The organism is Pseudomonas sp. 22526 (genome assembly GCF_052044735.1).
In the GTDB taxonomy this organism is placed as follows: Bacteria; Pseudomonadota; Gammaproteobacteria; order Pseudomonadales; family Pseudomonadaceae; genus Aquipseudomonas; species Aquipseudomonas piscium.
Genome location: NZ_JBQENK010000005.1, coordinates 104658 through 129604, shown reverse-complemented (window position 1 = coordinate 129604; position 24947 = coordinate 104658). Strand labels below are relative to the sequence as shown.

The following is a 24947-nucleotide window of genomic DNA, read 5'->3' as shown; positions in this document are numbered from 1 at the left end:
GGCTTCCTTGACAGCTTTTTAGAGCCCTTGTTATAAAGCGGCTCTTAAGTGTCTGTAGGCCATTCAGCACTGGTTTTTGCTTTCACCAAAAAACTTAGAATCATACTCAAATAGATATATAAGGGGACTTAGAGTGAACAAGTCGGAACTGATTGATGCTATCGCTGCATCTGCTGATATCCCGAAAGCTGCTGCTGGCCGTGCGCTGGATGCAGTAATCGAATCCGTCACTGGCGCTCTTAAGGCTGGCGACTCCGTTGTACTGGTTGGTTTCGGTACTTTCTCTGTTACCGATCGTCCTGCTCGCATTGGTCGTAACCCACAGACCGGTAAGACGCTGGAAATCGCTGCAGCCAAAAAACCAGGTTTCAAAGCTGGTAAAGCACTGAAAGAAGCCGTTAACTAAGCTTCCTTCAAGCCTTTGCCTACCCGGGTCGGGGTCTTTCCCGACCTGGCAGCGGAGCGGTAAGGCAGCCGGTTAGAAATCCGGTTTGTCACATCGGGGATCGAAGGTTCGAGCCCCTGTCCGCTCCGCCAGTTACGAGAAAGGCGCATCCTCGGATGCGCCTTTCTTCTATCCGGATTCTACCCACGCTCCACGGTTGCTTAATTTGAAGTACAACCGTTTCTGGGGGACGCATGCTGCAGAATATCAGGGACAATTCACAAGGCTGGATTGCCAAGACCATTATCGGGGTCATCGTCGCACTGATGGCGCTGACCGGTTTCGATGCCATTTTTCAAGCCACTTCCACCAGTCAGGACGCGGCCAAGGTCAATGGCGAAGAAATCACCCAGAATGAGCTGAGCCAGGCGGTTGATATGCAACGCCGTCAGCTCATGCAACAACTGGGCAAGGATTTCGATGCTTCCTTGCTCGACGAGAAGATGCTGCGTGAAGCGGCTCTCAAAGGTCTGATCGACCGCAAGCTGCTGCTGCAAGGCGCCGAAAACTCCAAGTTCGCCTTCTCTGAAGCCGCTCTGGATCAGGTGATCCTGCAAACACCGGAATTCCAGGTGGACGGCAAGTTCAGCCCTGAGCGTTTCGACCAGGTGATCCGTCAGCTGGGTTATAGCCGGATGCAGTTCCGTCAGATGCTGGCTCAGGAAATGCTGATCGGCCAGGTGCGCGCCGGTCTGGCTGGCAGCGGTTTCGTGACCGATGCCCAGGTGCTGGCATTCGCTCGTCTGGAAAAACAGACCCGTGACTACGCTTCCCTGACCATCAAGGCCGACCCGGCGGCAGTCAAACTGACCGACGATGAGGTCAAGGCTTACTACGACGAACACGCCAAGGAATTCATGTCGCCGGATCAGGTGGTCATCGACTACCTGGAATTGAAGAAGGCTTCCTTCTTCGATCAGGTCAACGTCAAGGACGAAGAGCTGCAGGCGCTGTATCAGAAAGAAACCGCCAACCTGTCCGAGCAGCGTCGTGCCGCGCACATCCTGATCGAAGTGAACGACAAGGTGAACGAAGCACAGGCCAAGGCCAAGATCGAAGAGATCCAGGCACGCCTGGCCAAGGGCGAAAGCTTCGAGGCGCTGGCCAAGGAGTTCTCCCAGGACCCGGGTTCGGCGAACAACGGTGGTGACCTCGGTTATGCCGGTCCTGGCGTCTATGACCCGGCCTTCGAGGAAGCGCTGTACGCCTTGAACAAGGATCAGGTTTCGGCGCCGGTACGCACCGGTTTCGGTTTCCACCTGATCAAGCTGCTGGGCGTCGAGGCACTTGAAGTGCCGAGTTTCGCCAGCCTGAAAGACAAGCTGACCCGCGAGCTGAAAACCCAGCAGGTCGAGCAGCGTTTTGTCGAGGCGACCAAGCAACTGGAAGACTCCTCGTTCGAAGCTTCGGATCTGGCCCAGCCGGCTCAAGAGCTGAAACTGACCGTGCACACTTCCGCTCCATTCGGGCGTGAAGGGGGCGAGGGCATCGCTGCCAACCGCGCCGTGATTCAGGCTGCTTTCAGTCCTGAAGTGCTGGATGAAGGTGCCAACAGCACCGCCATCGAGCTGGATCCGGAAACCGTAGTGGTCCTGCGCGCCAAAGAGCACCGCAAGCCAGAGCAGCTGCCGCTGGAAAGCGTTGCCAGCAGCATCCGCACGCAATTGGCCAAGGAGCACGCCAGTGCTGCCGCCAAGGCCAAGGCCGATGCCTTGATCGCCAGCCTGCGTGAAGGCAAGACAGCGCTGAAAGCGCCTGTCGATGGCCAGAACTGGAAGGTTTCCGAAGCAGTGACCCGCGGCCAGGAAGGCGTTGAGCCGATCGTTCTGCAGGCCCTGTTCCGCATGACCAAGCCAGCGGCCAAGGACAAGCCGACCTTCAGCCGCGTGACCCTGCCGAATGGCAGCCTGGTGGTCCTGCAACTGAGTGGCGTGAACGAAGCCGCTGCACCGACTGACGAAGAAAAGGCTCAGTACCGCCGCTTCCTCGCCTCGCGTGCGGGTCAGCAAGACTTCGCGGCGTACCGCAAGCAGTTGGAAAACCAGGCTGACATCAAGCGTTTCTGATGCCTGACTGAAGTACAAACAGAGACCCCGGCCAACGTGCCGGGGTTTTTGTTTTCAGCGTATGGCGGGAAACCCATGGCGTCGGGCGTTCACGGCCACCAGCAGACAAACCAGCAACAGGCCGATGATCACCCAGGGAAACGACAATACGCCCGGGCCCTCCAGCAGCACGCCACCCACCAGCCCGCCACCGGCGATAGCCAGGTTCCAGGCGGTCACCAGCATCGACTGTGCGGCGTCGGCGGAGGAACCGGAGGTCTTTGCCAGGGCTGTCTGCAGCAGGGTGCCGAGGCCGCCGTACGACAGGCCCCAGAGGACCATCGAGGCGTAGACCGCGACAGGCGCGTCGGGCTGGAACGCCAGCAGCAGTGCGCAGAGGCCGAACAGGGTGCAACTGACGAGCACCAACTGGCGCAACCAGCGATCGATCAGCAGGCCGACGATCCAGATGCTCAGCACTGCGGTCAAGCCGAATACCAGCAACACCCGGTCGATCTGCCCGGTGATACCGGCCGGCTCCAGGAGCGGCGCGATATAGGTGTAGAGGATGTTGTGGCCCAGGACATAAGCGAAGGTCACGAACAGCACCGGCTTGACCCCGGGCAAGGCGAATACGCTCTTCAGCGACAGGCGCTTGTCGCTGCGCAGGCCGGGAAAGTCCGGTACCTGCCAGCGCACCCAGCCGAGCAGAACCAGAGTCAGCACCGTCATCAAGGCAAAGCTGGCCCGCCAGCCGACCAATGCACCGAGCAGTGTGCCCGCCGGGACTCCCAGGGACAGAGCCAGCGGCGCGCCAAGCATGGCGACGGCGATGGCCCGGCCCTGCAAGTGCGGTGCGACCATACGGCTGGCATATCCGGCCAGCAGGGCCCAGAGCAGCCCGGCGAAGATCCCGGCAAAAAAGCGCGCGACCAGGATCAGGCTGTAGTTGGTGGAGAGGGCCGTGACGCTGTTGACCACGGCAAAACCGCCTATGGCGATCATCAGCAAGGGACGGCGGCGCCAGCCTTGGGTGAGGATCACTAGCGGGATCGCCGCCAGTAGCGAACCAATGGCATACAGCGTGACCAACTGGCCGACCAGCGCCGGGGACACCGCCAGGTCCTGGCTCATCTGCGGCAGCAGGCCGGCTGGCATGGCTTCGGTAAGGATGGTGATGAAACCGGCGGTCGCCAGCGCCAGCAGGCCGCCCAGTGGAAGTCGGTCGCGACGCCTGGACTCGATGTCCAGCAGGTCGACGGTGGCAAGAGGTTCGGTCATGGTCTCAGGCTCGCTACAGGTTTCAGGAAGTAGGGAGGCTGAGGGTAGGGCGCTGTGATAAAGAGAAAAATAGGCTAAGGTTCCGAACTTATCGGACACCCATGTCCGCAATGGCGAGGTCGGCGATGGACTGGTTGAGCAATATCTCGGTCTTTCTGCATGTGGCGAAAACCCGCAGTTTTACCGAGGCGGGGCGGTTGTTGGGGGTATCGTCGTCGGCTGTCGGCAAGAGCATCGCGCGGCTCGAGGAGCGCCTGGAGACCCAGCTGTTCCATCGCAGTACCCGCAGTATCACCCTGACCGCCGAAGGCGCGAGTTTTCTCGAGCGCTGCCGCCGGATTGTCGCCGAGGTCGAGGCGGCCGAATTCGATCTGTGCAAGTCTTCCAATGTTCCGCGGGGCAAGCTGCGGGTCAGCCTGCCGCAGGTTCATGCCCTGGTGATGCCGGTGTTGGTGGAGTTCATGCAGCGTTATCCGCAGATCGAGCTGGATATCGAGCTGACGGACCGCATAGTGGATGTCGTGGAAGAGGGGTTCGATGCCGTGATACGCACCGGCAGCCCCGGCGATTCACGGCTGGTAGCCCGGTCGTTGGGGCAGTTCCGCCTGGTGCTGGTGGGCACGCCTGAGTACTTTCGCGAGCATGGCGTTCCGCGGACGCCCGCGGACCTGGCTAACCACGGATGCTTGCGGCATACCTTCCACAACACCGGCAAACTCGAACACTGGCCATTGCGACGAGCGCTCGACGCCCCGGAACCGCTGCTGCCGACACGTTTTGTCAGCACCTCTATCGAAGCGGTGGATCACGCGGTACGGCGTGGCCTGGGGATCGCCTGCCTGCCCGATTTCATGGTGCACGAGGCGATCGCGCGAGGAGAATTGCAGCCAGTGCTCGACGAGCATCTCGAATACAACGGCACCTTCTGGCTGCTCTGGCCGGCGAGCCGGCACACCGCCGCCAAGCTGCGGGTATTCATCGATCATCTGTGCGCGCGACTTTTTCCGGCAAACCGTGGTCAGTAACCTTGTATTAACCTTAAGACACTAATCCGCGAGCCCTGTAGCCTCGAACTGTTGCACAATACGCCCCGGACCGTTTTCCTCAGGATTTTCGATGTATAGATCATTTCACCTGCGTGCCGCCGGGTTGACGCTGCTGCTGGCGGCCGTCGCCGGTTGTTCGTCGCAAAAGACCGCCATTTACGAGCATGAAAACTTCGATGACTCCGGCACCTTTTCGCGCAATTACCCGGTGAGTGACACGGCCTCCTGCGAGGCCGCTCGTCGCGCCTTGCTCAGCCAGGGCTACATCATCACCAGCAGCGATCCGAAACTGGTCAGTGGCCACAAGAGCTTCCAGCAGACGGGCGAAACCCACATGGAGATCAGCTTCAGCGTGGTGTGCGCCCAGGACGGCAACACCAATCACCGCTCCACGGTGTTCGCCAACGCCCTGCAGGACCGTTATGCGCTGAAGAAGGTCAACAACTCGGCGAGCCTGGGGGTGGGCGTGCTGGGTTCGGTGTCGATGCCGATCGGCTCGACCGACGACTCGATGGTCAAGGTCGCCAGCGAGACGGTTTCCTCGGCGAAGTTCTACGAGCGTTATTTCGCCCTGGTGGAGCTGTTCCTGCCACAGGAAGCGAAAAAGGCCGCGCACATCATCGAGAAGCCGAAGACCGATCTGGGCGTGCCTGAACCCAAGCCCGCCGAGCCGGCCGCAGCGCCAGCCCCGGCGCCAGTGACACCGCAACCGGCGCCTGTGGTACCGCCTGCTGTGCCGGCTACCGAGCCAGCTCCGGCCACCCCGCCGGTTGTGCCGGCCGAATCGAGCCTCTCGCAGCCGCTAGCGCCACCCGCGGAAGCGGCGCCCATCGCGCCGAGCGCACCTGCCGAGCCGACGCCGGCCACCGAGATTGTTACCCCGCCTCCTGCCAGCACCCTGCCGGCTCCGACAGAGCCGATTCCGGCGCTGCCACACTAAGCATCCGCGGATAGCTGCGGGATCGACCCAGGGGTCGATCCCGCGGTTGCCGAGCCTCTCTGAAAATTTCTTTGCCAGCTCGCGGGTAAATCCGTTGCCAGCTGCTACGTTCCATTTGAGGGGCGGAGATTGCGCGCGGTATTTTTTCTGTCACACCGGCACTTTATGCTGGTGCCCAAGGTCAGTAATAAGGCTATTCACTCAGAAGGTTACCTACACCCCACACACAAGGAGTCCGCCATGGACGATTACCAAGAAGAACTGCTGGAATTCCAGGCTTTCGAACTGGATCCGCTGGAACCCGCAGAAGACGCCACCGAGCTGTAACGCCGGTGGCGTTTTTTTTCAGGCGGACTGCCGGTGGCTGCGACGGAATTCACCCGGTGTCTGGCCGCTCCAGCGCTTGAAGGCGCGTTGAAAGGCCTCGGCTGAGGCAAACCCCAACAGATAGGCAATTTCCCCGAAGGCCAGTTCGGTATCGCGAATGTAGGTCATGGCCAGGTCGCGGCGGGTGTCGTTGAGAATGGCGCGAAACTGCGTCCCTTCCTCGGCGAGTTTGCGGCGCAGGGTCCAGGTTGGCAGCTTCAGGCGTGCCGCCACTTCTTCCAGGTCGGGCTCCCGGCCACCATTGAGCAAAGGCCCCAGCAACTGAGTGATGCGTTCACGCAGGCTGCGGGTGCGGGTCAGTTGCTCCAGTTCCCGTTCACAGAGTTGCAGCAGATGGCGCCAGGTACTGGGGCAGTGCTCGACATTGCGCTGGGCCAGGGTGGCCTGGCTCAGGCGCAGCTGGTTGTGCTCGGCGCCGAACTGGATCGGGCAATCCCCCAGGCTGTTGTAGCGGTCGCGGTAATCGGTCTGGGCAAACTCGATCTCGATGCGTTCGGCCTTGACCGGCGAGCCGAGGCTGCCCAATTGCTGCAGCCAGCCGGCCAGGATCGAGTCCACCACAAAGCGGTTGTAGGCGTTGTAGGGGCTGATGGAGTAGAAGCGCAGCCAGGCGCCGTCGGCGTCTTCATGGAAGCTCGATTGGCCGCGATAGTTCGAGCCGTACAGCGCTTCGAAGCGGGTCAGGCAGCGCGCGGCCTCGCGCACGGTCGGCGCCTGGGCAGCGGTGACGCCCGCCAGCCCGGCCTGGCTCAGGCGGCTGAGCTGGCCCATGCGCAGCCCCAGCGCCGGATCGCCGGTCAGTTGAATCGCCGCGTGGCCCAGGCGCATGTAGCGGGGAATCGACAACCGCGCTCCGGCCTCGGCCAGGCGCGCGGCATCCAGTCCGTATTGTTCCAGCAGCGGCTGTGGGTCGAGGCCATGGCTGCGCACGGCGTCGGCCAGGCTATGGACGAAGCCCACCGATAGGTCTCCGAGGCGCATCGGTTGGGGCTTCATGGATTTACAACCAGATATTCAGCAAACGGGCGCCACGGGCATCGCCATCGGCGAAGTGCTCGCCGTTGCTGTTGATGAAGCTTTGTCCGGCGCTGCCCTGATCCCAGAACTGGCCGCGCAGGAACACGCTGACGCCGGCGCTGGCCAGGCTGCTGGGGGCGCGGCCGGTCAGGGTCAGGCGGCGCCAGGCTTCGCCTTCGCTGACTTCTTCAGGCTTGAGGCTGACCTCGCTCGGGGTCGAGAGGTTCTTGTAGCCGCGCCATGGCCTGTCCCAGGCGCCACGGCCCATGACGAAGGCCGGGACCGCCACCAGTTGCGCGCCTTGGGCGTTGAGCTTGCGGTAGTTGTCCGGGTACCAGCTGTCGCTGCCGATCAGCACGCCCAGGCGTCCGGCCGGGGTGTCGACGACCTGGACAGCCTGGTCGGCGCTGGCCTGGATAAAGCCGCGCTCGTCGAAGGTCGGGTACAGCTGGCGCTGCGGCTGGCCGATCGGCAGGCCGTCGCTGCCGAAGACCAGGGTGGTGTTGTACAGGGCGCCGCTGCCGATGCGCAGGTTGCTGCCTTCGATCACCGGTTCCGGCAGGACAATGGAGCCTGCCACCAGGGTGATGCCGAATTCCTTGGCCAGGCCGCCGAACAGCCGCTGGTACTGCTCGGCCATGCTCCTGGCCTTCATCCGCAAGTGGGCGTCGTTCAGGCGGTTGTCGCCCTTGGCGGTGATCAGGGCGCGCAGGAAGGGCAGGGGGTTGCTCACCGCCAGCCAGTTCATTGCCTCTTTCAGGCTGGCTGCCTGGTACAGCTCGTTTTTCTCGCCGCTGACCATCAGCCAGGTGCCGATGTGCTCCGGCAGCACCACCACGGTCTTTTCGTTCAGCAGCCCCTGGTCCCGGGCCTGTTGCAGGTAGGCCGCGAGCTTGCGGTGCAGGCGTTCGGGGCTCTGGTAATCGGTGGGGAACAGTTCCGGCTGGATGCCCAGCAGGTTGCCATGGTCGGCGGGAGTGCCCTGGTCCACCGCGAGCTTGATCCGCAGGTCGGACAGGTAATGCCCGATCGGCCGCTCGCGGGTCCACAGGGCGTAGCTGGTGATGGCGGCAATCAGGGCCAGGGTGAAGGTGAAGTAAAGAAGTTTGCGCATGGGAAGACAGTCGGCAGCCGTGTGCGGGATTCGCTGACTAGGGTAGGGCCCATGTCCGCGATTGCCAAGGGTGGGCTGCGCATTTGGATCAATAAGTTGTCAGTTACGGTCATTGAGCGCCTTGGGGGCTGCTCTTAGTCTGTCGAACATGACCGACGGAGGCCGCAGAGCTTCCGCATTTTTTCCGTGATCGATCGATGTGGAGTTACCGATGGCCGCCGCTCACTACCCGCATTTGCTGGCCCCGCTGGACCTGGGCTTTACCACCCTGCGCAACCGTACCCTGATGGGCTCGATGCACACCGGCCTGGAAGAAAAGCCCGGCGGTTTCGAGCGCATGGCCGCCTACTTCGCCGAGCGTGCCCGCGGTGGCGTGGGCCTGATGGTGACCGGTGGCATTGGCCCCAACGACGAAGGCGGCGTGTACTCCGGCGCGGCCAAGCTGACCACTGAGGAAGAGGCGCTCAAGCACCGTATCGTCACCCGCGCGGTCCACGAGGCGGGCGGCAAGATCTGCATGCAGATCCTCCACGCCGGACGTTATGCCTACAGCCCGAAACAGGTGGCGCCGAGCGCGATCCAGGCGCCGATCAACCCGTTCAAGCCCAAGGAGCTGGACGAAGAGGGCATCGAGAAACAGATCCGCGACTTCGTCACCTGCTCCACCCTGGCCCAGCAGGCCGAGTACGACGGCGTCGAGATCATGGGCTCCGAAGGCTACTTCATTAACCAGTTCCTCGCCGCGCACACCAACCACCGCACCGACCGCTGGGGCGGCAGCTACGAAAACCGCATGCGCCTGCCGGTGGAAATCGTCCGCCGCGTGCGCGAAGCGGTAGGCCCGAACTTCATCATCATCTTCCGCCTGTCGATGCTCGACCTGGTGGAAGGCGGCAGCATCTGGGAAGAAATCGTGCAACTGGCCAAGGCCATCGAGCAGGCCGGCGCGACCATCATCAACACCGGTATCGGCTGGCACGAAGCGCGGATCCCGACCATCGCCACCAAGGTGCCGCGTGCCGCTTTCAGCAAGGTCACGGCCAAGCTGCGCGGTTCGGTGTCCATCCCGCTGATCACCACCAACCGTATCAATACCCCGGAAGTGGCCGAGCAGATCCTCGCCGAAGGCGACGCCGACATGGTCTCCATGGCGCGGCCGTTCCTCGCCGATCCGGAGTTCGTCAACAAGGCGGCCGCGGGGCGTGGCGATGAAATCAACACCTGTATCGGCTGCAACCAGGCCTGCCTGGACCACACCTTCGGCGGCAAACTCACCAGTTGCCTGGTCAACCCGCGGGCCTGCCACGAGACCGAACTCAACTACCTGCCGGTGCAGCAGATCAAGAAGATCGCCGTGGTCGGCGCCGGCCCTGCCGGGCTGTCCGCCGCGACCGTGGCGGCCGAGCGCGGCCATCAGGTGACGCTGTTCGATTCGGCCAGCGAAATCGGCGGCCAGTTCAATGTCGCCAAGCGCGTGCCGGGCAAGGAAGAGTTCTTCGAAACCCTGCGCTACTTCAAGCGCAAGCTGCAGACCACCCACGTCGAGCTGTGCCTGAACCGCCGGGTCGATGTCGAGCAACTGGTGGCCGGCGGTTATGACGAAATCATCCTGGCTACCGGTATCGCCCCGCGCACGCCGGCGATCCCGGGCGTCGATAACGCCAAGGTCCTGAGCTACCTGGACGTGCTGCTGCAGCGCAAGCCGGTGGGCCAGAAAGTGGCGGTGATCGGGGCCGGCGGCATCGGCTTCGACGTCTCCGAATTCCTCGTGCATCAGGGCGTGGCCACCAGCCAGGACCGCGAAGCCTTCTGGAAGGAGTGGGGCATCGACACGCACCTGGAGGCCCGTGGCGGCGTCGCCGGGGTCAAGCCTGAGCGTCATGCTCCGGCGCGTCAGGTGTTCCTGTTGCAGCGCAAGACCTCCAAGGTCGGCGACGGCCTGGGCAAGACCACCGGCTGGATCCACCGTACCGGCCTGAAGAACAAGCAGGTGCAGATGCTCAACAGCGTCGAATACCTGAAGATCGACGACGCCGGCCTGCATATCCGCATCGGCGAAAGCGGCGAGCCGCAGGTGTTGCCGGTGGACAATATCGTGATCTGCGCCGGTCAGGACCCGCTGCGCGAACTGCACGAAGGCCTGGTGGCCGCCGGGCAGAACGTGCACCTGATCGGTGGCGCCGACGTGGCCGCCGAGCTGGACGCCAAGCGTGCGATCAACCAGGGCTCGCGCTTGGCTGCCGGACTCTGATCCAGCGGTAATCAAGGCCACCGGGATTCTGTGTAGAGTCCCGGTGGCTTTTTTATGGCTGTTCCGACGCCATCGCGGGCAAGCCTCGCTCCTACAGGTCCGTGCGGTCCGTAGGAGCGAGCGGGCGGCGATCCGACTTGCCCGCGATAGGGCCACTGAGGCTGGTAAACTTCCCGCCTTCATCATTCAGAACCCGCCCGCGATGCATTGTCTTCCTGCTGTCGTTCCAGCCCGCCCATGAACCTCGGACCTTTCCACTGGCTGCCGAGCGCGCCCCTGCAACCGCTGGCCCTCGACTGGCTGTCCCGCGCCGGGGTGGAAGTGGCGGTTCTGCGCCTGGACCGGATCGACCCGCTGATCTCCGGCAACAAGTGGTTCAAGCTCGCCCCGCATCTGGCGGCGGCTGGCGAAGCCGGTGCGCAGGGCATCATCAGCCTGGGCGGCGCTCACTCCAATCACCTGCATGCATTGGCGGCTGCCGGCAAACGTTTCGGTTTCGCCACCGTGGGGCTGCTGCGCGGCCATCCGCAGGACACGCCCACCGTGCTCGACCTGCAAGGCTTTGGCATGCAGCTGCACTGGCTGGGTTACGGCGGCTACCGGGCGCGGCATGAGCCAGAGTTCTGGCAGCCCTGGCAGGCCCAGTACCCTGAATTGTTCCCGGTGGCGGAGGGCGGTGGCGGCCTGCTCGGAGCGACCGGCTGCATGCCACTGGTGAGCCAGGTGCGCAGCCAGTTTAATACCCTGGGCTGGGACGACTATCACGGCTGGTGGCTGGCCGCCGGCACCGGCACCACCCTGGCCGGGCTGGTGCTGGGGGAGGCCGGCGCCCACCCGGTGTACGGCGCCCTGGCGGTGCCGGACGATCATGGGGTCGAGCAACAGGTGGCGGCTATTGTGCGGGAGGCGGGGCTACAGGCCGCGCGCTATGAACTGCTCGACAGCAGTCGCGGCGGTTTTGCCAAGGTCGATCCGCTGCTGCTGGCGTTTATCGAAGAGAGCGAACGCCACAGCGGCATCCCCCTGGAGCCGCTGTACACCGGCAAGGCCTTGCTGGCCCTCAAGCAACAGGTGGAGGCCGGGCGCTTTGCCGCCGGCAGCCGCCTGGTCTTCGTGCATACCGGCGGCTTGCAGGGCCGCCGGGGTTTCGCCGTGCCGGCGCAGCCTTAGCCGCGCTTGGGCAGCATGCGTTGCAGGGTGTTGTCGCGCATAAAGTAGTGGTGATAAAGCCCGGCCACCGCATGCAGCCCGATCAGCCAGTAGCCGACGGTGCCCAGCAGCACGTGCCAGCCTTCGACCTGCTTGGCCAACTGTTTGTCTTCAGCCACCAGCAGCGGCAGGTCGATGCCGTAGAACATCACCTGGTGGCCTTCGGCGCTGGTGATCAGCCAGCCGAGGATCGGCATGGCGATCATGAACAGGTACAAAGCCCAGTGCATCAGCTTGGCCAGGATCATCTGCCAGCTCGGCGGAGCCGGCAGGATCTTCGGCGCCACCCCCAGGCTACGGGCCAGCAGGCGCAGCCAGACCAGCACGAACACGGTCAGGCCGAGCATGAAGTGGGCTTCCTTGATCAGCGTCCGGCCGCCGCTGCCCTTGGGAAAAATGCCGCGTAATTCGATGCAGGCGTAGACCGCGATCAGCAACACCAGCATCAGCCAATGCAATGCAATCGACACCGTGCTGTAACGGTTGTCGGAGTTCTTCCAGGGCATAGATCCTTCCTCGTTCATCAGGTCAGTAGCCTCCGTTCTTGGCGACGGAGTGCTGTAACTGTAATCCTGTTTCCGAGGCTCTGCCCGGGGCAAATGCGCAGTTTGAGCGGGTACCGATAAAAAACGGCAGCCCTGGACCGGGCTGCCGTTCGGGTGAGGCCAATGGCCGGTCAGCTGCTTTGCGGCATCTCGCCGTTGGCCAGGCGCCGGTTGATGTCGGCGATCACCTGCGGCAGGTCGCCGATGGTGTCGATCATGTAGTGCGGCCGCGACCCCTCGAACAGCCCGCGGATGCGCTGGCGCTCGCTGGCCAGGGTGTCGCTGCCCAGGGCGCGATAGGCTTCGTAGGTCAGGCCCAGGGCGTTGCCGGAGCAGATCAGGGCCACGGTCCACATGCCGGCGCGACGGCCTTCGAGAATGCCCGGCACGGTGTCGTCGATCTTCACGCAGGCAGCGACATCGTCGATCCCCAGGGCGATCACGTTGGCCAGGGCCTGGGCCGGCCATGGGCGGCCGTTCGGCACCTCATCGGTGGCCACCACATGGTCGGCGACATAGCCATTGCTCGCGGCCAGTTCCACCACCTTGTCCATGACCTGTTTCGGGTAGCCGGAGCAGGAACCGATCCGGATGCCTTGCTGGCGCAGGTTGGCGATGGTTTCCAGGGCGCCGGGGATCAGCGCCGAATGTTCGGCGATCTTTTCGATCTGCAGCGGCATGAAGCGCTGGTAGATGGCGGTGACGTCCTCGTCGGTCGGGGTGCGGCCGAACACCTGGCGATAACGCTCGGCAACCTCCGGCAGGTCGCACAGGGTGCGGATGTGGTCCCACTTGCCCATGCCCATCGGGCCGCGGGCTTCTTCGATGGAGACCTGCACATCGAACTCGGCGAAGGCCTCGACGAAGATCTGGGTCGGCGCGAAGGAGCCGAAGTCGACCACGGTGCCGGCCCAGTCGAGGATCGCGGCTTGCAGCTGGTTGGGGTTGCTGTAGTTCATGTTTCCAGTGCCTGTGTAGGAGCGAGGCTTGCCCGCGATGAACGATGATGAGGTTGATCTGACGGAANGCCCGCAATCGCGGGCAAGCCTCGCTCCTACAGGTTGTGGGTCGGATCAGATTTCCAGTACTTCCATTTCCTGTAGCACTTCGGCCACGGCCTGGACCGCGGCGCGCATTCCGGCCGGGTCGACATGGCCGATGCAGCCGACGCGGAAGGTCTCGACCTGGGTCAGCTTGCCCGGGTAGAGGATGAAACCCTTGGCCTTGACCCGTTCGTAGAACGCCTTGAACTGGTAGCGCGGATCTTTCGGCGCGTGGAAGGTGGCGATGATCGGCGCCTGGATCGCCGCCGGCAGGAAGCTGCGCAGGCCCAGTCGGGCCATGCCGTCGAGCAGCGCCTGGCAGTTGGCGGCATAACGCTGGTGACGCGCCGGCAGGCCGCCTTCTTCGTGGTATTGCAGCAGGGCTTCGTGCAGCGCCGCGACCACGTGGGTCGGCGGCGTGAAGCGCCATTGCCCGGTCTTGGCCATGTAGCTGTGCTGGTCGTGCAGGTCCATGGCCAGCGAGTGCGAGTTGCCGGCGGCCGCGGCCAGGGCTTGCTTGCGGGCGAAGACGAAGCCCATGCCGGGGACGCCTTCCAGGCATTTGCCGGACGCGGCGATCAGCGCATCGAACGGCACCTGTCGGGCATCGATCGGCAGCGCGCCGAAGGAACTCATGGCGTCGATGATCAGGCGCTTGCCATGACCAGCCACCACCTGGGCGATGTCCGGCAGCGGGTTGAGGATGCCAGTGCTGGTTTCGCAGTGGATCAGCGCCACATGGCTGATGGCAGCATCGGCGTGCAGCAGGCGGTCGACGTCGGCGGCGGTGGTCGGCTGGTCCTCGGCGGTTTCGAAGGTGCTGAAATCGCGGCCCAGCACTTCGCAGATCTTCGCCAGGCGTTTGCCGTAGGCGCCGTTGATCAGCACCAGCACCTTGCCGTCGCGCGGCACCAGGGTGCCGATGGCGGCCTCCACTGCGAAGGTGCCGCTGCCTTGCAGGGGCACGCAGTGGTGGCTGGCGGCGCCGTGGACGATGGCCAGCAGTTGCTCGCAAAGGCTGGCGGTCAGCTGGTTGAAACGGTCATCCCATGAACCCCAGTCCAGCAGCATCGCCTGGCGGGTACGGGCCGAAGTGGTCAGGGGGCCGGGAGTGAGCAGGATGGGCACGGCGGTACTCAATTCGGGTGTCCTCGCAGAAGCGTTAGGGGATGCGCTTGGGATAAAAACTACGGGGCCTAAATTGCAGTTTGGCTGGTTATCAATCAAATTGTTTGTTGTTATTCCAGCCATAAGTGAGACCGATAGATATGAACCTGTTCCAACTCCGCGCATTCGATGCCGTGGCCCGTGAAGGCAGCTTCACCCGGGCCGCCGCGCGGCTGTTCATCAGCCAGCCGGCAGTCACCGGGCATATCAAGGCGCTGGAGGAGCACTACCAGATCACCCTGCTGCGCCGCACCGCGCGCCGGGTCGAGCTGACGGAGGAGGGCACCAAGCTGGCGGCGATCACCCGCGCCATGTTCGGCCTGGCAGAAGAGGCCCAGGCCATGCTCGAAGCCAACCGACAGTTGCTCACCGGGCGCCTGGAAGTGGCGGCGGACGGCCCGCACCTGGTGATGCCGATGCTCGCCAGCCTGCGCGAGCGCTATCCGGGGGTTACCGTCAACCTGCGCCTGGGCAATGCCCAGGAAACCCTGGCGGCCCTGCTGTCGGAGCACGCCGATGTGGCGGTGCTGACCGAGGTCGAACCGCGCAAGGGCCTGCATCTGCAGAGCCTCGGCGAGTCGCGGATCTGCGCGCTGGTGCCGCAGGGCCATCCATGGCTGGCCGAGCCCGAGGGCGTGCGGCTGGAGCGACTGGACCAGGTGATCATGGTCCTGCGCGAACCCGGCTCGATCACCCGCCGCACCTTTGACGCGGCCTGCACCCAGGCCGGAATCACCCCCAAGGTGCTGCTGGAGCTGGACAGCCGCGAGGCGGTGACCGAGGCAGTGGCGGCGCAGTTGGGGGTGGGCGTGGTGTCGTCGCTGGAGCTCAGCCCGGACCCGCGGGTGCGGGCGGTGCCGATCATCGGCGAGGGGCTGCTGAACCGGCACATGCTCGGCTGCCTGGAGCGACGTCGGGAATTGCGCCTGATCCAGGCCTTCCTGGGGCTGGCGCCCACGAGTTGATACTTCGGATTGCACTGAACCTGTAGCCGCTGCCGCAGGCGGCGATAAGGCCGAAGGCCTTCGGCGATCTCAAGAGCACGTCTCCTGCGGAGCCGATCGCAGCCTGCGGCAGCGGCTACAGGGAACGAGTCGCGCAGCCTATCGAGAAGCCATCTCGGGCCAAACAGGGCTCCCGTGTGCATTCGATGCAACATGCGCCTGGCCCGCGTCGCGGTGACGGCGGGCAAGGTCGACAAGGGCTGAAGGGCGGGACAGGTGGTCGCGGATCTGACTTTTTGGTCGATTGGTGCCTTCAGGCCGTATAAACTTGCCCATCGCGTCGGCCAAATCCAACTCGACGCCACAGATCAAAGAGAGTGAGTAATGGGCGCACAGTGGAAGGTTAAACACAAAGAAGCAGCAGCCAACGCCAAGGGCAAGATTTTCGGCAAGCTGGTCAAAGAGATCACCATTGCTGCCCGCAACGGCGCTGACGTCGCCACCAACGCACACCTGCGTCTGGTGGTGGAGCAGGCGAAAAAGGCCTCGATGCCCCGCGAGACCCTGGAGCGTGCGATCAAGAAAGGTTCGGGCCAGCTCGGCGAGACCGTGCAGTATCACCGCGTGACCTACGAAGGTTTCGCGCCGCACCAGGTGCCGCTGATCGTCGAATGCGTGACTGACAACATCAACCGCACCGTGGCGGAAATCCGCGTGGCCTTCCGCAAGGGCCAGCTGGGCGCTTCGGGTTCGGTGTCCTGGGACTTCAACCATGTCGGCATGATCGAAGCCGCGCCGGACAGCCCGGACGCCGATCCGGAACTGGCGGCCATCGAAGCCGGTGCCCAGGATTTCGAGCCGGGCGAAGAGGGCGCGACCCTGTTCCTGACCGAGCCTGCGGACCTCGACGCGGTGCAGAAAGCCCTGCCCGAGCAAGGCTTCACCGTGCTCTCGGCCAAGCTGGGCTACCAGCCGAAGAACCCGGTCAGCGGCCTGTCCGACGAGCAGATGGCGGAAGTCGAAGCCTTCCTCGAAGGCCTGGACAACCATGACGACGTGCAGGACATGTTCGTCGGCCTGGCGGGTTAAGCCCGACCCTGAGAGTCGCGCTGTCTGAGCGATCTTTTCGCGAGCAAGCTCGCTCCTACAGGTTGCACATACCTTNAGCTTGCTCGCGATGCTCTGCTTCAAAACCCCTGCAATATCTCTAGCACTTCGGCAAACCCCGGCCGCGCCAGCACCTGGGGCTGACAGCAGTCGCTGATCAACGCCACTAGGCGTCCATGCTGCCGCGGGTCCAGGCCCGACTCGATCCTTTCCAGCAACTCCTCCAGCAGAATGCCGAAGGCCCGTACTTCGATGCGTTGCAGCGCCCGGGTTTCCTCGGTGTCGGCCAGCGCATGGAAGGACGCCGCGCCAAAATCCCCCAGCAGGCACTCGCCCTCTGGGTTCCACAGAATGTTATGGCCGTACAGGTCGCCGTGGGTGATGCCCTGGCGGTGCAGGTGTGCGCCGACCGAAGCGATGCCGCGGGCCATGCGCAAGGCCGCGTCGGCACTGAACCGGGTGCTTTCGTCGTAGATGTCGCGGGTGCAGGAGGCCAGGCTCGGCAGGGCCGCCAGGTTGCGGTAGCTCGGCTCGATCAACTGCATCACCAGGCCGTTCTGCCCTTGGGGATGATCGCTGATCCGGCCTTCGACCCGAATCAGGTTCGGATGCCGGCCGGCGCTGATGCAGGCGTTCATTTCATGCAGCGGCGAGCCGTCGCTGGTCATGCTGCCCTTGTACAGCTTGACCGCCACCTCGACTGACGCTTGCCCGGGGCGCTGCCAGCGGGCCTGGTGAATCACCCCGGACGCGCCTTCGCCCAGGCGCTGCTGCAATTCCAGCTCGGCCCAGGGAATGCGTGCCACCGATTCCAGCGCCGCCGCGTCGGCCTCGGATTCCAGCGGGTTGCCGGCATAGGCCAGCCAGGTCAGGCGCGGCAGGCCCAGCAGGAAGTCCGGCAGTGCGCTGAGGCGGTTGGCGGCGATGCGGATCAGCTCCAGCTGGTGGCATTGGCCGAGGCTCTGGGGCAGTCGGGTCAGGCGGTTGCCGGAGAGCATCAGCTTTTGCAGGTGCGGGCGCTGGCCCAGCTCGTCCGGCAGTGCCTCGATGCGGTTGTCGGTGAGGATCAGCCAGCGCAACAGCGGCGGCAGGGCGGCGGCGGGCACGCGCTCGATCCGGTTGGCCTTGAAGCCGACCATGCTCAGTTGCGCGCACTGGCCGACACAGGCCGGCATTTCGGTGAAAAGGTTGTCGGAGCAGAACAGCACCCGCAGGCGGGTCAGGCGGTGCAGGTCGTCCGGCAGGCTGCTCAGGGCGTTGCCGCTGAGGTTGAGCACTTCCAGTGAGTCCGCCAGGTCGAAGATCTCCCGGGGGAATTCGGTCAGCCCGCAAGACAGGTCCAGACGCTTGAGCCCGGCCAATTGGCCGGCCCGCAGTTGGGCAAGGGTATCCATGAACAGATTCGACACTCAGGCAGGAGGAGGGCGCGCGGCCCTGGAAATGGCCGCCATGATAGCGGCGCGGGGCGACGGGTGGCGACTGCTGGTTCAGCTCAGCGGCGTATCCGCGCTGATTTCCTGCAACTGGCCCAGGCGGCTGCGGGTGCGCGCCAGGTCGATGGCGTTGCCGCCCAGGCTCTCGCGCAGGGAGCGTTCGCCGATCAGGGTCAGGTGTTTGTCCTGGTCGTACAGCACGTCGATCAGGTTGATAAAGCGCTGCTGCACGGCGATCGGGCATTCGCCCAGTTCCGGCAGTTCGTCGATGATCCAATGGTCGAAACGCCGGCTCAGCTCCAGGTAGTCCATGACCGCAGTCGGCTGTTCGCACAGGTCACTGAAGGCAAAACCCACGCTGTGCCGGTCGCACAGCCGTACCTGGAGCTGGCGCGCGCCGACCATCAGCGCCGAGGTCGGGCCGTTGCGCTGCGGCAGGCCCAGGCTCAGGCGCTGCTGCTCGCTGCCGGGCCAGAGGTAACGGCCCTGGGTGAACATCTGCTGCGAATGGCTGCGGGGCTGGCTGCGGTAGTCGTGGGGGCCGCCGACCTCCATCACTTGCATGCGGCTGGCGATCAGGTCGATCACCGGTTTGAAGCGCGCATGGTAGAGCGGGTTGGGCAGCAAGCCCTGGGGGGCATAGTTGGAGGTCACCAGCAGCAGGATGCCGCGCTGGAACAGGGCCTTGAACAGCCGCGTGATCAGCATCGCGTCGCCGATGTCGTGGACGTGGAACTCGTCGAAGCACAGCACGCGGCAGTGGCTGAGCAATTCGTCGAGGGTGGCCTCCAGGGCGTCGGGCTGTTCGCGGTGGCGGAACATGCCCTGATGCAGTTGGGCGAAGAAATCGTGGAAGTGCAGGCGCTGTTTTTCCGCCAGCGGGATGGCGCGGAAGAAACCGTCCAGCAGCCAGCTCTTGCCCCGTCCCACCGCACCATGCAGGTACAGGCTGCGGCTGGCGTGTGGCTTGGCGTCTGGCTGGAGCAGGGCATTGGCCTGCTGGGCCATGTAGTCGATCACCCGCTGCTGGCTGTGGCTCAGGGTGTAACCCTGGTCGTGGGCCTTGTGCCGGAAATACTCGTGAATCACCCGACCGTGGCTGGTGCTGGCGGCGGGCCGGGCGAAGGCCTTGCCGAAGAACGCGCGCAGCCTGGGCCAGCGCGATGGGCGTAGCGAGCGGTTTGGCGGTAAGGCGGCCAATGGTGTCACCCCGATGGTTCCAGGCCTGCTCCCCCCCTGGAACCGGCGCGGTAATTTAACCAATCCCCGGCGCGGCATCCAGCGCTGTCTGAGGACAGGGTGGGCGTTCTACGAAAAGCTCCGGTCGGTACAGCTTTTTGCCCCTCTCAGTGCGTTCGACAATGGTGCGCCGGGCGCTCGGCGGGGGTGTTTCAAGGCAGGGCATTTTGCCGCCGCTGCTGGCGATTTCCCTGGTGCTGACTAACCTGAGCTGTACCTATCGTTCCTCAAAAGGATTGAGGCGTTGAATGGCAAGCGGGTTTTCGCAGTCATGAGCATGCTGCTCAGCGCGACGGCATGGGCCGCGGAGCTCCAGGTGGAGGTCCGGGTCAACGTGCAGCGTGGCTGCCAGCTGGTGGGACAGCAGCGCGACGCCGGCGTCGAGCAACTGGGCGTGCTGGATTTCGGCAGCGGCCCGCGTCTCGACAATCCCGCCGGCCCCCTCAGTGCGGCGTTGCTCGACGCCCGCCTGCCCAGGCTCGAATGCAACCCGGACACCCCTTATCAATTGCGCGTCGATGGCGGGCAACACGGGGGCGTCGGCGAAGTGCGCTACCTGGCCGGCACTGCCGAACACAGCAAGCCCATTCCCTATCGCCTGTACCAGGACGCGGCGCGGCGCATTCCGCTGCCGGTGAACGTGCCGGTGAGCGGCCGGGTGCCGGACTCGGGGTCGGTGGACCTGCCGTTGTACGGGCGGATCGAACCGCTGGCCGAGATCCCGCGGGTCAGCCGTTATTCCGATCTGCTGAAAGTGACGGTGACCTGGTAGTGGCCGGGCACCGAGGCTGGTCAAGGGGAGAGAGCCGATGGATCTAGGATGGCGGCGATGAGGATCAACAGCTGGGCGCTGGCGGCCCTGGGTTCGCTGCTACTGCTGGCTGGCAACGCGCAAGCGGCGATCAGCGGGCAGATTTACGCGCGGCTGACCATCATCGCCGGCTGTGAAGTGACCAAGGCCGCGACCAACACCCCCGAGAGTCCGGTCGAGGACTTCGGCCTGCTGGATTTCGGCCAGCATGGCCCGACCTGGAACACGCCCTTGAGGGCCAGCGTCAGCGGTAGCGGCAGCGGGCGCCTGGGGGTGGCCTGCAACCCTTCGGTGACCGGTTTCACCGTGACCATCAACGGCGGCCTGAATGGCGACGGCAGCACCCGCCGCCTGAGCAATGGCCGCCAGACCATTGCCTATCGGCTGTTTCTCGATGCCTCCGGCAGCGACAGCTACAGCATCGGTCAGCAACGCAATTTCGCCGTTACCAGTGGAGCCCAGATACCCATCCCGGTGTTTGGCTCGGTGGTCGCGAATACCCGCGCGCTACCGGCAGGGGTCTACACCGACACCCTGACGGTGACGCTGGATTGGTAAACCCCAAGAGGACGAATGTCATGCACATGCTTGTATCCCGGATCGCCCTGTCGCTGCTTGGACTGGCCATGTTCTCCGTGGCCCAGGCCGCGACGGTCACCGGCCAGATCACGTCCAGCCTGATTCTCACCAGCAGTTGCCAGGTCAACGGCGCGAGCGGCAGCAGCGGCCTGAACTTCGGCGCCCTGAACTTCGGCACCACCAACAGCCTGTTCACCCAGGCCACGGCCCAGGTGCTTGGCGGTGGCGGCGGGGCCTTGTCGATCCTCTGCTCCAGCGGCACCAGCCCGGTGGTGAAAGTCCGTGCGGGCGCCCATGACGGCGAGTCCGCCGGTGGCACCCGGGCCCTGGCCGATGGCAGCGGCAACTTCGTGCCTTACGACTTGTACACCGACTCCGGCCACTCGCAGCTCCTGGCCATCGACGATGTCATCAACCTGGCCACCAGCACCGGTGTGGCGCAGACCGTCAACATCTACGGCAAGGCGCTCGGCAAGGCTGGCCTGCCGGCGGGCACCTACACCGATACCGTCGCCGTCGAACTGACCTTCTGACGCCATGGCCCGTCACGCCTGCGCGGCGCTGGTGCTGCTCGGTGCCAGCAGCCTGCCGCTGCCCCTGGCGGCGGTGACCAGCCAGAGCTTCCAGGTCAGCGCCACGGTGGTCGCCGGCTGCCTGGTGGTGGGCGGGGTGAGCAATTACGGCAGCCTGAACTTCGGTAGCCAGTCGGCGTTGTCCACCAGCACGCTGCAGGTCGCCCTGGCGGGCAGCGTGCAACTGCAATGCACGCCGGGGGTGACCCTGAACATGAGTGTCGACGGCGGCCAGTACAACAGCAGCGGGCGGCACATGCAGCTCGATGGCGGCAGTGCGCGGGTGGCTTATCAGCTGTTTCGCGACGCCGCGTTCAGCCAGAGCCTGGGTATCGGCCAGAGCGTGGCGGTGGCCTACAGCGACGCGAACAACATCAGCCTGCCGATCTACGGCCAGGTGCAATTGCCGGGCAACCAGCCTGGGGGGACATACAGCGACGTGCTGCAGGTGCAGCTGTCGTGGTGATGGGGCAAGACCATAAGGAGTAGCAGCATGTATTCGACTTCCCGGCGCTTGCAGGCCGTTCGATGGGTTGCGCTGGCCATGGCGTTGCTGGGGGCGCCCCGGGCCATGGCCGCCAGTTCGGTGCTGATCTGGCCGATCGACCCGGTGCTGGAGGCCGATCAGCAAGCCAGCGCCTTATGGCTGGAAAACCGCGGCACGGAAACCGCGAACCTGCAGATCCGCGTCTTTGCCTGGAGCCAGAGCAGCTTCGAGGACCAGTACCAGAACCAGCGGGAGGTGATCGGCAGCCCGCCGGTGGCGAAGATCGCCCCGGGGCAGAGGCAGCTGGTACGCCTGACCCGGACCCGCGAAGTCCCGCCCGGCCAGGAGCTGGCTTACCGGATCATCATCGATGAAATCCCTTCGGCCCAGCCGCCGACCGTCGAAGGCGAGGGCAAGACGGCGGCGGCCATCCGGTTCCAGATGCGCTATTCGGTGCCGCTGTTCGCCTACGGCGCCGGGCTCTGGAGCAAGGAGGACAGCACCCGCCAGCGTGACCCGAAAAGCGCCGGCGTGCCCGAGCTGAGCTGGCGCAAGGTGGCGGTGGACGGGCGCAATTACGTGGAGGTGCGCAACCAGGGCGCGGTGCATGCACGCCTGACCGACGTGGCGTTCAAGCAGGCGGGGCAGACCCGGCCGCTGGTGGAAGGGCTGCTGGGCTACGTGCTGCCGGGGGCGATCATGCGCTGGCCGGTGCCCGCTGCGCCGACCGCGGATGCGGCGTTGCAGGTGCGAGTCAATGGCGCGCCGCAGGTGCAGAGCATTGCGCCGGCCCGCTAAAGCCGCCCGCCACCGCGGGCAGGCAAGGTTACGGAGCTGCCCGGCGATCGGCGATTCAGGCTGAGCGGTATCGGGAGCCACGGCTGGCCATGGAAGAAAGGTGTCCATCGATGGACGTAACGTCTCAATGAGACTCGGCGCGGTTCGTCGTTTCTGGCGCCGGGGATGGGTGCTGAGCGGGCTGTGTTGCTGGATGTTCACCTCCAGCAGCCTGGGTGGCGAGCTGCCGCCACCGCCCAGCGGCATGGACGCGATCAGCGATGCACAGTTGTTTCTGGAACTGGTGGTCAATCAGATGAATACCGGGCGGGTGATCGCTGTCGAGCAACGCGCCGGGCGCCTGTTCGTGCCGGCCCAGGCCTTGCGGGAAAGCGGGATGAAACTGCCCGAGGGGCTCGACACGCAGGTCGCCCTCGACAGCCTGCAGGGGCTGCACAGCGACTACGACAGCCAGGGTCAGCGCCTGTTGCTGCAGGTGCCGCCGGACTGGCTGCCGGAGCAACTGGTCGGCAGCCGCCAGGCCTATCCCCGGACCCCGGCGCTGAGCAGTTTCGGCGCCTTGCTCAATTACGATCTGTACCTCAACGACACCGACGATGCCGGTACCTACCTGGCCGCCTGGAACGAAGTGCGGCTGTTCGACGGCTGGGGCACCCTGTCCAACACCGGCCAGTACCGGCGGACCTTTTCCGGCCTGGGCGGGGGCACGCTGAATAACGGCTACCGGCGCTACGACACCACCTGGCGTTACTCCGACGACGAGCGCCTGCTGACCTACGAGGCCGGCGACCTGGTCAGCGGCGCCTTGCCCTGGAGCAACTCGGTGCGCCTGGGCGGCGTGCAACTGTCCCGCGACTTTGCCGTGCGCCCGGACCTGGTGACCTATCCCTTGCCGCAGTTCGCCGGGGAGGCGGCGGTGCCGTCCTCGGTGGACCTGTTTATCAACGGCTACAAGTCCAGCAGCGCCGACCTGCAGCCGGGGCCTTACACCCTGACCAATATCCCGTTCATCAACGGTGCCGGCGAAGCGGTGGTGGTGACCACCGATGCCCTGGGGCGCCAGGTGTCCACCACCGTGCCGTTCTATGTCACCAGCAGCCTGCTGCAAAAAGGCCTGAGCGATTTCTCGGTGGCCGCCGGGACCCTGCGCCGCGACTACACGCTAAAGGATTTCAGCTATGGCCCAGGCGTCACTTCCGGCAGCCTGCGCTACGGCCTGAGCGACCACCTGACCCTGGAAGGCCACGCCGAAGCCGCGGAGTCCCTGACCCTTGGCGGCTTCGGCGGCAACCTGCGCCTGGGCAATTTCGGCGTGCTCAATAGCGCCATCAGTCAGAGCCGTTTCGACGGCCAGGGCGGGCAGCAGGTCAGCCTCGGTTATCAGTACAGCAGCCAGCGCTACAGCCTGTCCTACCAGCGCATGCAGCGCCGCGACGGCTATGCCGACCTGACGGTGGTGGACAGCCCCTACGCCAGCCTCAGCCAGCGCAGCGAACAGCTGACCCTGAGCCTCAACCTCGAGCGCTACGGCAGCCTCGGCGTCGGTTATTTCGATGTGCGCGCCACGGACGACTCGCGTACCCGCCTGCTCAACCTGACCTGGAGCAAACCGCTGTGGCGCAGCAGCAGTTTCTACCTGTCGGCCAACCGTGAGATCGGCGACAGCAACTGGGCGGTCCAGGCCCAATTGGTGGTTCCTTTCGACCTCCACGGCAGCCTGAGCCTGAGCAGCGAGCGCAGCCAGGACGGGCAGAGCCGGCAGCGGATCAACTACAGCCGGGCGGTGCCCAGCGAGGGCGGCGTCGGCTTCAACCTCGGTTACGCCCAGGGCGATGCGCCGTCCTACCGTCAGGCCGACCTGACCTGGCGTTTGCAGTCGGTGCAATTGCAGGCCGGGGTCTATGGTTCCAGCGAGGCCGAAACCCGCTGGGCCGATGCCAGCGGCTCGCTGGTGTGGATGGACCGCCAAGTGTTTACCGCCAACCGCATCGACGACGCCTTCGTGGTGGTCAGCACCGCCGGCTACCGGGATATTCCGGTGCGCTACGAAAACCAGCTGGTGGGGCGCACCGACCGGAACGGCCATCTGCTGGTGCCCTGGAGCAGTGCCTATTACCGCGGCAAGTACGAGATCGACCCGCTGAACCTGCCGGCCAACGTGCAGAGTCCGCTGGTCGAGCAGCGGATCGCGGTGCGTCGCGGCAGCGGCTATCTGGTGGAGTTCCCCTTGACCCGCATCGTCGCCGCCAGCCTGGTCCTGGTGGACGCCCGGCACCGGGAGCTGCCCCTGGGCAGCCTGGTGACTCACGAGCAGAGCGGCGCCCAGGCGGTGGTGGGTTGGGATGGCCTGGTGTACCTGGAAAACCTGGCGCCGAACAACAGCCTGCGGGTCAACCTGGCCGACGGCGGCAGTTGCCAGGTGAGCTTCGCCCTGGAGCCGGAGCAGGAACAGGTGCCGCTGATCGGGCCGCTGGTGTGTCAGTGAGG

The 24947-nt window shown here is 64.8% G+C and carries 23 protein-coding genes; 15 read left to right on the top strand and 8 right to left on the bottom strand.

What is annotated here, in order from left to right; all coding sequences use genetic code 11:
- Positions 1 to 76: 76 nt before the first annotated feature.
- Together ACTJKT_RS09550 and ACTJKT_RS09545 are read left to right on the top strand one after the other, a co-directional pair.
- A complete protein-coding gene (locus tag ACTJKT_RS09550; protein ID WP_020296819.1) occupies positions 77 to 406 on the top strand; it encodes an HU family DNA-binding protein in 330 nt (109 codons plus the stop codon).
- 233 nt (positions 407 to 639) lie between these two features.
- Positions 640 to 2511, top strand: a complete 1872-nt coding sequence (locus ACTJKT_RS09545) for a SurA N-terminal domain-containing protein (RefSeq protein ID WP_440786897.1) — start codon at positions 640 to 642, stop codon at positions 2509 to 2511.
- A 54-nt stretch (positions 2512 to 2565) separates the two neighbouring features.
- On the opposite strand, the gene ACTJKT_RS09540 is transcribed toward ACTJKT_RS09545, so the two are convergent.
- Positions 2566 to 3771, bottom strand: a complete 1206-nt coding sequence (locus ACTJKT_RS09540; RefSeq protein ID WP_440786896.1) for an MFS transporter — start codon at positions 3769 to 3771, stop codon at positions 2566 to 2568.
- A 125-nt stretch (positions 3772 to 3896) separates the two neighbouring features.
- Here ACTJKT_RS09540 and ACTJKT_RS09535 point away from each other — a divergent pair, with 125 nt between their 5' ends.
- The 3 genes from ACTJKT_RS09535 (at position 3897) to ACTJKT_RS09525 (ending at position 6084) form a co-directional block, all read left to right on the top strand.
- A complete protein-coding gene (locus tag ACTJKT_RS09535; protein ID WP_440786895.1) occupies positions 3897 to 4796 on the top strand; it encodes a LysR family transcriptional regulator in 900 nt (299 codons plus the stop codon).
- A 91-nt stretch (positions 4797 to 4887) separates the two neighbouring features.
- Complete coding sequence (locus ACTJKT_RS09530; protein ID WP_440786894.1) at positions 4888 to 5757, top strand: DUF2242 domain-containing protein; 870 nt, start codon at positions 4888 to 4890, stop codon at positions 5755 to 5757.
- 129 nt (positions 5758 to 5886) lie between these two features.
- Positions 5887 to 6084 carry a hypothetical protein gene (locus ACTJKT_RS09525; protein WP_440786893.1) on the top strand — a complete coding sequence of 66 codons (198 nt, stop codon included), beginning with the start codon at positions 5887 to 5889 and terminating at the stop codon, positions 6082 to 6084.
- Positions 6085 to 6102: 18 nt separating this feature from the next.
- On the opposite strand, the gene ACTJKT_RS09520 is transcribed toward ACTJKT_RS09525, so the two are convergent.
- Positions 6103 to 7140, bottom strand: coding sequence for an AraC family transcriptional regulator (locus ACTJKT_RS09520; RefSeq protein WP_440786892.1), 1038 nt, complete (start codon positions 7138 to 7140; stop codon positions 6103 to 6105).
- Positions 7141 to 7144: 4 nt separating this feature from the next.
- The gene (locus ACTJKT_RS09515; RefSeq protein WP_025804771.1) at positions 7145 to 8275 is read right to left on the bottom strand and encodes a carbon-nitrogen hydrolase family protein; all 1131 of its coding nucleotides are present in this window, start codon (positions 8273 to 8275) and stop codon (positions 7145 to 7147) included.
- Positions 8276 to 8486: 211 nt separating this feature from the next.
- On the opposite strand from ACTJKT_RS09515, the gene ACTJKT_RS09510 reads away from it, so the two are divergent.
- Both ACTJKT_RS09510 and ACTJKT_RS09505 read left to right on the top strand, forming a co-directional pair.
- Positions 8487 to 10526 carry an oxidoreductase gene (locus ACTJKT_RS09510; RefSeq protein WP_440786891.1) on the top strand — a complete coding sequence of 680 codons (2040 nt, stop codon included), beginning with the start codon at positions 8487 to 8489 and terminating at the stop codon, positions 10524 to 10526.
- Between the two features lie 237 nt (positions 10527 to 10763).
- Positions 10764 to 11696, top strand: a complete 933-nt coding sequence (locus ACTJKT_RS09505) for a 1-aminocyclopropane-1-carboxylate deaminase/D-cysteine desulfhydrase (protein ID WP_440786890.1) — start codon at positions 10764 to 10766, stop codon at positions 11694 to 11696.
- On the opposite strand, the gene ACTJKT_RS09500 is transcribed toward ACTJKT_RS09505, so the two are convergent.
- The 3 genes from ACTJKT_RS09500 to ACTJKT_RS09490 form a co-directional block, all read right to left on the bottom strand.
- Entirely contained in the window at positions 11693 to 12241 is a 549-nt protein-coding gene (locus tag ACTJKT_RS09500) for a cytochrome b (RefSeq protein WP_440786889.1), read from the bottom strand. The two genes, ACTJKT_RS09505 and ACTJKT_RS09500, sit on opposite strands and share 4 nt — an antisense overlap.
- A gap of 170 nt (positions 12242 to 12411) precedes the next feature.
- A complete protein-coding gene (gene phnX, locus ACTJKT_RS09495; protein ID WP_440786888.1) occupies positions 12412 to 13239 on the bottom strand; it encodes a phosphonoacetaldehyde hydrolase in 828 nt (275 codons plus the stop codon).
- A gap of 114 nt (positions 13240 to 13353) precedes the next feature.
- A complete protein-coding gene (locus tag ACTJKT_RS09490) occupies positions 13354 to 14463 on the bottom strand; it encodes a 2-aminoethylphosphonate--pyruvate transaminase (RefSeq protein WP_440786887.1) in 1110 nt (369 codons plus the stop codon).
- 128 nt (positions 14464 to 14591) lie between these two features.
- Here ACTJKT_RS09490 and ACTJKT_RS09485 point away from each other — a divergent pair, with 128 nt between their 5' ends.
- Together ACTJKT_RS09485 and ACTJKT_RS09480 are read left to right on the top strand one after the other, a co-directional pair.
- Positions 14592 to 15455 carry a LysR substrate-binding domain-containing protein gene (locus ACTJKT_RS09485; RefSeq protein ID WP_440786886.1) on the top strand — a complete coding sequence of 288 codons (864 nt, stop codon included), beginning with the start codon at positions 14592 to 14594 and terminating at the stop codon, positions 15453 to 15455.
- Positions 15456 to 15818: 363 nt separating this feature from the next.
- On the top strand, positions 15819 to 16523 hold the full coding sequence (locus ACTJKT_RS09480; protein ID WP_025804764.1) for a YebC/PmpR family DNA-binding transcriptional regulator: 705 nt from the start codon (positions 15819 to 15821) through the stop codon (positions 16521 to 16523).
- A 98-nt stretch (positions 16524 to 16621) separates the two neighbouring features.
- Here ACTJKT_RS09480 and ACTJKT_RS09475 read toward each other — a convergent pair whose 3' ends face one another.
- Both ACTJKT_RS09475 and zapE read right to left on the bottom strand, forming a co-directional pair.
- Positions 16622 to 17935: a leucine-rich repeat-containing protein kinase family protein gene (locus ACTJKT_RS09475; protein ID WP_440786885.1), complete on the bottom strand. Its 1314-nt coding sequence runs from the start codon at positions 17933 to 17935 to the stop codon at positions 16622 to 16624.
- A 93-nt stretch (positions 17936 to 18028) separates the two neighbouring features.
- Positions 18029 to 19174 carry a cell division protein ZapE gene (gene zapE, locus ACTJKT_RS09470; protein WP_440787034.1) on the bottom strand — a complete coding sequence of 382 codons (1146 nt, stop codon included), beginning with the start codon at positions 19172 to 19174 and terminating at the stop codon, positions 18029 to 18031.
- A 310-nt stretch (positions 19175 to 19484) separates the two neighbouring features.
- Between zapE and ACTJKT_RS09465 the strand changes: the two genes are divergently transcribed.
- From ACTJKT_RS09465 to ACTJKT_RS09440, 6 genes are all read left to right on the top strand, one after another.
- Positions 19485 to 19985 carry a Csu type fimbrial protein gene (locus ACTJKT_RS09465; protein WP_440786884.1) on the top strand — a complete coding sequence of 167 codons (501 nt, stop codon included), beginning with the start codon at positions 19485 to 19487 and terminating at the stop codon, positions 19983 to 19985.
- A 57-nt stretch (positions 19986 to 20042) separates the two neighbouring features.
- Entirely contained in the window at positions 20043 to 20582 is a 540-nt protein-coding gene (locus ACTJKT_RS09460; RefSeq protein ID WP_440786883.1) for a Csu type fimbrial protein, read from the top strand.
- 20 nt (positions 20583 to 20602) lie between these two features.
- A complete protein-coding gene (locus tag ACTJKT_RS09455) occupies positions 20603 to 21136 on the top strand; it encodes a Csu type fimbrial protein (protein WP_440786882.1) in 534 nt (177 codons plus the stop codon).
- A 4-nt stretch (positions 21137 to 21140) separates the two neighbouring features.
- Positions 21141 to 21641: a Csu type fimbrial protein gene (locus tag ACTJKT_RS09450; RefSeq protein WP_440786881.1), complete on the top strand. Its 501-nt coding sequence runs from the start codon at positions 21141 to 21143 to the stop codon at positions 21639 to 21641.
- A gap of 27 nt (positions 21642 to 21668) precedes the next feature.
- Positions 21669 to 22460, top strand: a complete 792-nt coding sequence (locus ACTJKT_RS09445) for a fimbrial biogenesis chaperone (RefSeq protein WP_440786880.1) — start codon at positions 21669 to 21671, stop codon at positions 22458 to 22460.
- Between the two features lie 127 nt (positions 22461 to 22587).
- Positions 22588 to 24945 carry a fimbria/pilus outer membrane usher protein gene (locus ACTJKT_RS09440; protein ID WP_440786879.1) on the top strand — a complete coding sequence of 786 codons (2358 nt, stop codon included), beginning with the start codon at positions 22588 to 22590 and terminating at the stop codon, positions 24943 to 24945.
- The last annotated feature ends 2 nt before the right edge of the window (positions 24946 to 24947 follow it).

What these genes read in the sequence shown, in the direction of transcription:
- ACTJKT_RS09460 (WP_440786883.1), top strand. Translation starts at nt 20,043, where the DNA reads ATGAGGATCAACAGCTGGGCGCTGGCGGCCCTGGGTTCGCTGCTACTG.
- ACTJKT_RS09500 (WP_440786889.1), bottom strand. Translation starts at nt 12,241, where the DNA reads ATGCCCTGGAAGAACTCCGACAACCGTTACAGCACGGTGTCGATTGCA.
- ACTJKT_RS09485 (WP_440786886.1), top strand. Translation starts at nt 14,592, where the DNA reads ATGAACCTGTTCCAACTCCGCGCATTCGATGCCGTGGCCCGTGAAGGC.
- ACTJKT_RS09450 (WP_440786881.1), top strand. Translation starts at nt 21,141, where the DNA reads ATGGCCCGTCACGCCTGCGCGGCGCTGGTGCTGCTCGGTGCCAGCAGC.
- ACTJKT_RS09445 (WP_440786880.1), top strand. Translation starts at nt 21,669, where the DNA reads ATGTATTCGACTTCCCGGCGCTTGCAGGCCGTTCGATGGGTTGCGCTG.
- ACTJKT_RS09540 (WP_440786896.1), bottom strand. Translation starts at nt 3,771, where the DNA reads ATGACCGAACCTCTTGCCACCGTCGACCTGCTGGACATCGAGTCCAGG.
- ACTJKT_RS09510 (WP_440786891.1), top strand. Translation starts at nt 8,487, where the DNA reads ATGGCCGCCGCTCACTACCCGCATTTGCTGGCCCCGCTGGACCTGGGC.
- ACTJKT_RS09530 (WP_440786894.1), top strand. Translation starts at nt 4,888, where the DNA reads ATGTATAGATCATTTCACCTGCGTGCCGCCGGGTTGACGCTGCTGCTG.
- ACTJKT_RS09480 (WP_025804764.1), top strand. Translation starts at nt 15,819, where the DNA reads ATGGGCGCACAGTGGAAGGTTAAACACAAAGAAGCAGCAGCCAACGCC.
- ACTJKT_RS09505 (WP_440786890.1), top strand. Translation starts at nt 10,764, where the DNA reads ATGAACCTCGGACCTTTCCACTGGCTGCCGAGCGCGCCCCTGCAACCG.
- ACTJKT_RS09475 (WP_440786885.1), bottom strand. Translation starts at nt 17,935, where the DNA reads ATGGATACCCTTGCCCAACTGCGGGCCGGCCAATTGGCCGGGCTCAAG.
- ACTJKT_RS09440 (WP_440786879.1), top strand. Translation starts at nt 22,588, where the DNA reads ATGAGACTCGGCGCGGTTCGTCGTTTCTGGCGCCGGGGATGGGTGCTG.
- ACTJKT_RS09515 (WP_025804771.1), bottom strand. Translation starts at nt 8,275, where the DNA reads ATGCGCAAACTTCTTTACTTCACCTTCACCCTGGCCCTGATTGCCGCC.
- phnX (WP_440786888.1), bottom strand. Translation starts at nt 13,239, where the DNA reads ATGAACTACAGCAACCCCAACCAGCTGCAAGCCGCGATCCTCGACTGG.
- ACTJKT_RS09535 (WP_440786895.1), top strand. Translation starts at nt 3,897, where the DNA reads ATGGACTGGTTGAGCAATATCTCGGTCTTTCTGCATGTGGCGAAAACC.
- ACTJKT_RS09520 (WP_440786892.1), bottom strand. Translation starts at nt 7,140, where the DNA reads ATGAAGCCCCAACCGATGCGCCTCGGAGACCTATCGGTGGGCTTCGTC.
- ACTJKT_RS09545 (WP_440786897.1), top strand. Translation starts at nt 640, where the DNA reads ATGCTGCAGAATATCAGGGACAATTCACAAGGCTGGATTGCCAAGACC.
- ACTJKT_RS09465 (WP_440786884.1), top strand. Translation starts at nt 19,485, where the DNA reads ATGAGCATGCTGCTCAGCGCGACGGCATGGGCCGCGGAGCTCCAGGTG.
- ACTJKT_RS09455 (WP_440786882.1), top strand. Translation starts at nt 20,603, where the DNA reads ATGCACATGCTTGTATCCCGGATCGCCCTGTCGCTGCTTGGACTGGCC.